This is a genomic window from Dolichospermum sp. LEGE 00246 (assembly GCF_015207865.1).
GTDB classification, from domain to species: Bacteria; Cyanobacteriota; Cyanobacteriia; order Cyanobacteriales; family Nostocaceae; genus Dolichospermum; species Dolichospermum heterosporum.
On sequence record NZ_JADEWA010000483.1, the window covers coordinates 1 to 4,066 of the forward strand.

General features: G+C 39.8%; 4 protein-coding genes. 3 read left to right on the forward strand and 1 reads right to left on the reverse strand.

Annotated features, from left to right (window positions below; all coding sequences use genetic code 11):
• From IQ228_RS22595 to IQ228_RS22605, 3 genes are all read left to right on the forward strand, one after another.
• The coding region (locus IQ228_RS22595) for a hypothetical protein (protein ID WP_228044022.1) at positions 1-338 on the forward strand (338 nt) is incomplete at its 5' end.
• Positions 339-517: 179 nt separating this feature from the next.
• Positions 518-1,990 carry a TldD/PmbA family protein gene (locus IQ228_RS22600; protein WP_027402174.1) on the forward strand — a complete coding sequence of 491 codons (1,473 nt, stop codon included), beginning with the start codon at positions 518-520 and terminating at the stop codon, positions 1,988-1,990.
• A 190-nt stretch (positions 1,991-2,180) separates the two neighbouring features.
• Positions 2,181-3,521 carry a TldD/PmbA family protein gene (locus tag IQ228_RS22605; RefSeq protein WP_027402173.1) on the forward strand — a complete coding sequence of 447 codons (1,341 nt, stop codon included), beginning with the start codon at positions 2,181-2,183 and terminating at the stop codon, positions 3,519-3,521.
• Positions 3,522-3,610: 89 nt separating this feature from the next.
• Here the strand turns inward: IQ228_RS22605 and IQ228_RS22610 are convergent.
• Positions 3,611-4,066 (reverse strand): lysylphosphatidylglycerol synthase domain-containing protein (locus tag IQ228_RS22610; protein ID WP_193964519.1); only part of this gene is annotated, 456 nt, incomplete at its 5' end.

A 4,066-nucleotide genomic window follows, 5' to 3' on the forward strand; every position in this document is an offset into this window, starting at 1 on the left:
ATATAACTAAGTTAATCATACCGATAAATCTTTATAAAATTGATGAAAATCTTGATCCTATAACTGAGTCAAGATATATTCTAAATAATACTTCAGACCAATATATAATGGATGGATACCAAGGAAAAATTACCCTATTTTTAGCGCAAGGACGCATAAACTCAACTCCAATCCAAAAACTAATTTCTTTGCTATTTCCTAGTTATGGTTGGGCTAGAAAATCCCTATCTCAAATCTATAAAGTATCTGGTAATCATCACTCCATGATTCAAGAACCTCATGTAAAGGTATTGGCAGAAAAATTAGCCTCTCATATTGGAAAAAGTTTACCCGATTAAAGGTTATTACTGAACAAGAGAAAACTTTCCCAGGTGAGAGTATTAACTAAATTCATCTGCAAATGGCGGAAAACCCTACAGCCTAACTGCCAACAACGGCTTTCACAGATTTGTTAGACTGAACACACCAGGATTTTTTTCAGTTAAATCTCTGATAACGCCAGCAGACGAGGCACTTCATGCTTACAAATACCCTACTTCTCTCGAATCAACTTCCCAGTTTACAATATTTATCCACCACAGAACGCTTCGATGAGACTTGGGAAGCCCCTCTGGCAACCCTTTTAGGACTAGGACGCGCTGCCGGAGCAGATTTTGTAGAATACTTCCTAGAACGCCGCAACTACATCAGTTGTTTAGCCGAGGAAGATACCATTACCAGCATTTCCCCCAGTTTAGCTACTGGTGCGGGAGTGCGGGTATTTCGCGGCAAAGCTGACTGCTACGTTAGCACCAATAACCTCACATTTGCCGGTTTAAAAGCTGCTTTAGAAAAAGCTCTTTCTATTTTAGGACTACAATTACCAGGTCCAAGTGCTTTCATCCCTGAAATCAACCTAGAATTACTCAGAGACTACGCCACAAAACGCGGTAAAGACGGTTGGCTGCCCTTATGTAGTTCTATCCGCGAAATGGGAGAAGTCCTGCTTGATGGTACAGCCCAACTTAACAAAAAAGCTACCCACGTCCAATCTCGCCGCGCTTCCTACTTCCGTGATTGGCAAGAAGTATTAGTTGCTGCCAGTGACGGTACATTTGCCCGTGATATTCGCCTCACCCAATCCGTTGGGTTTAACCTGCTTTGTGCTGACGGTGCTAACCGTTCCTCTATTGCTGACAGGGCTGGTAACACCAGTGACGCTAACTTCCTGAGAACCTGGGATTATCAACAAGCCTCCGAACAAATCGCCGAATCAGCCGGTAAAATGCTTTATGCAGATTACGTAGAATCAGGAACTTACCCGATTATTATGGCTAATCATTTTGGTGGTGTAATTTTCCATGAAGCCTGTGGACACCTTTTAGAAACCACTCAAATTGAACACAAAACCACACCATTTGCCGATAAAAAAGGTGAGAAAATCGCCCATGAAAGCCTGACTGCTTGGGATGAAGGACGCACTGATAACGCCTTTGGAACAATTGATATGGACGATGAAGGAATGCCCGCTCAAAGAACATTATTAATTGAAAAAGGCATTCTCAAAAACTTCCTAGCTGATAGAACCGGTTCAGTGCGGACTGGACACCCCAGAACAGGTAGTGGCCGCCGTCAAAATTATACATTTGCTGCCGCTAGTCGGATGCGAAATACATATATTGATTGTGGTGAACACACAACAGAAGACCTATTTGCCTCCGTTGATAAAGGCATTTACTGTAAGAAAATGGGTGGCGGCAGTGTCGGCGCAACAGGTCAATTTAACTTTAGCGTTGACGAAGCTTACTTAATAGAAAATGGCAAAATTACCAAACCATTAAAAGGTGCTACTCTCATCGGTGAAGCTAAGGAAATCATGAATAAAATCTCCCTATGTTCTCAAGATTTAGAATTAGCTCCCGGCTTCTGTGGTTCAGTTAGCGGTAGCATTTACACCACAGTTGGACAACCCCATATTAAGGTTGATTCCATCACTGTCGGCGGCAGATAAAAACCAATACGGTTTAGTTAAATCTAGAACTCTTTGTGAAAGTCATTTTTTAAACGAACCACAGAGACACAGAGGACACAGAGAGAAGAAAAAATTTTTAACTAAACTGTATTGAGATAAAAACAGATAAGCTATATTATCTGCGTTTATCTGCGTTCGTCTGCGTTCAAAATTTAGAAATTAATTCATCATGACAAAAATACAAGAAATCGCCACGTCCGCTCAAGAAAATGCTGCCAAACTTGGCATTAAAAAGTTTGATATTTACGGCTCAACTGTAGATGATACCAGTGTTCAAGTTGACCAAGGTGAACCTAAACAAGTTAAAGCTTCCAATCGTTCTGGGGTAACAGTTCGGGTTTGGAATGAAGAAAATACAATGGGTGTTACTAGCACCACAGATGTAGATGCTAAAGGATTAGAATTAGCCTTGAAAACTGCTTATGAAGCGAGTTTTTTTGGTGTGAAAGAAAATGTTCCTGATTTTAGTCCAGAAGCCACTATTCCTATCCCTAATAAACACCAAGAAAAGGCACTGCAAGCACCTGTTTCTGAACTGATAGAAAAGCTATTAGTGGCAGAAAAAGAATTACTAGCAACCCATCCTGCTATTACAAGTGTGCCTTATAATGGGTTAGCACAAAGGGATATTGACAGATTTTATCTCAATAGTGATGGTGCTGTGAGAACTGAATCTCATTCCTTAGCTTCTATTTATTTGTACAGCAAAACTGAAGAGGAAGGTAAGAAACCCCGCAGTGGTAGTGCTTATCGAGTTAAGGAAAGTGTCGCTGATTTAGATATTGCTGGTTGTATCAAGGAAACTGCCCAGAAAACTATCAGTCATTTGCATTATGAAAAAATTAAAACTGGTAAGTATCAAGTAGTTTTTTCTCCTGAAGCTTTTTTAAGTTTGTTAGGTGCTTTTTCCAATTTATTTAACGCCCAAAGTATTCTGGATAATCAAAGTTTATCGAAAACTGATGATATTGGTAAAGAACTAGCTTCACCTTTACTTTCAGTTTATGATGATGCTTTACACCCTGCTAATATTGGTGCAGAAAGTTTTGATGGTGAGGGTACTCCTACCCGGCAAATTAAGTTAATAGAAAAGGGCATTTTAACTAGCTTTTTGCATAGTGCGGGAACTGCTAAACGGTTAAATTCTCAACCTACAGGTAATGCTAGTATTGGCGCAAAAGTTAGCGTTAGTCCCAATTTTTATCACGTTTTCGCAGCGGGTACACCTGAAAAAGAATTGAGTCTAGAAACTGCGGAAAATGTGATTTTAATTGATGATTTACAAGCTCTCCATGCGGGTGTTAAGGCTTTACAAGGTTCTTTTTCTTTGCCTTTTGATGGTTGGTTAGTTAACAAAGGTGAGAAAACTAGTATTGAGTCTGCAACGGTAGCTGGGGATTTCTTGGAACTTTTGAAATCAATTGTTTATGTCGAAAAAGAGGTGGAATTAACACCAGCAGGAGTTGCTCCCAGGGTTTGGGTGAGTGAACTTTCTATTACTGGAGATTAATATCTTTTTCACTCTGTGCGTCTGCGGTTTAAAGATATTTTATCGAACCACAGAGGCACAGAGGACACAGAGGACAAGGAGAAAGGTTGTTAAGAAGGAATTTTTTTATGGTTAATTCTTTGATGTAAGGAAGCTATGGCTGCTCCTGTGGTTTCTGCTAAGATACTAATGAGACGATAAAGTGCGATCGCACTAATCACCAAAGCCGCCGGAAAATGATATTGTAACAGTAACATCGCTGTAGTTTCAAACACGCCCAAGCCACCAGGCGCACCAGGAACAATTAACCCCAATACCCAAGCACAACTAAAAGCTCCCACTAATAAGGGTATTTGCTCCCAATTTACAGAAGTTAACGCCATTATAGTTAATATAAATCCAGCAGCCCGCAACCCTAAAAAAACTAATTCTCCTAATAATGGTTTCACCGGATAGCGTTTAATTATAAAAATATCAATTAGCTGATTTTCTCCATCAGGTTTTTTATTTTTCCAACGATCTAAAAGTTGAATAACTGGATTTAAAAATCTGGGATTAAGTACACC

Coding starts and splice junctions, on each gene's coding strand:
- IQ228_RS22600 (WP_027402174.1), top strand. CDS start 518: ATGCTTACAAATACCCTACTTCTCTCGAATCAACTTCCCAGTTTACAA.
- IQ228_RS22605 (WP_027402173.1), top strand. CDS start 2,181: ATGACAAAAATACAAGAAATCGCCACGTCCGCTCAAGAAAATGCTGCC.